This is a genomic window from Gilliamella sp. Choc4-2 (assembly GCF_001690355.1).
Classification (GTDB): domain Bacteria; phylum Pseudomonadota; class Gammaproteobacteria; order Enterobacterales; family Orbaceae; genus Gilliamella; species Gilliamella apicola_A.
Window position 1 is genome coordinate 1 of sequence record NZ_LZHG01000045.1, and the last position, 761, is coordinate 761.

General features: G+C 40.6%; 2 protein-coding genes. Both read left to right on the plus strand.

Annotated elements, in window-relative coordinates:
• A partial coding sequence (locus A9G34_RS06665; RefSeq protein ID WP_065568898.1) for a transposase occupies positions 1–200 on the plus strand: 200 nt, incomplete at its 5' end.
• Positions 200–761: DDE-type integrase/transposase/recombinase (locus A9G34_RS06670; RefSeq protein WP_141670368.1), on the plus strand; the 562-nt coding region annotated here is incomplete at its 3' end. The genes A9G34_RS06665 and A9G34_RS06670, both read left to right, overlap by 1 nt.

The window sequence follows — 761 nt, forward strand, 5'->3', positions numbered from 1 at the left end:
TTCCGGTTAAAGAACTGTGCCGTAAATATGGCATGGGTAATTCAACTTTCTATAAATGGCGAGAAAAATACGGCGGAATGGAAACTTCGGATATCAAACGCTTAAAGGAGCTGGAGGCTGAAAATCTCAAGCTTAAGCAGATGTTTGCCGAACTGAGCTTAAAATCCCAGCTTCAGGAAGAAATCATAAAAAAGCTTTAGTGCCCACAAAGGCACGTAAAACGTGGGCACAGCAACTACAACAAAATCATTCAGTTACTATTACTATGAGTTGTGCCATTGTTGGCTTAAGCCGTTGTGCTTACTATTATAAACCTAAGTTACCGGATGATTCAGTGATTATTTCGGTGTTGAATGCTATCACTGACCGGCATTTGCGCTGGGGCTTTCCTAAATGCTTTAATCGTATCAGAAAGCTCGGCTATAAATGGAATCATAAACGGGTATATCGGGTGTATTGTGAATTAAAGCTTAATCTCAGGATAAAGCGTAAACAGCGCATTCCTCCACGAAGCCCAGAAAGGCTATCAGCACCCAATAAACAAGGTGAATGTTGGTCAATGGATTTTATGAGTGACAGTAGTCGTAATCAGCGTCGCTTTAGAACATTCAATGTCATCGATGACTTTAATCGTGAGGCGTTAGGGATTGATATTGCAGTAAGCTTACCAGCAGGAAGGATCACCCGTTACTTAGATAAACTGGCTGAATATCATGGGTATCCATTAAAAATACGAGTAGATAATGGACCAGAATTTACAG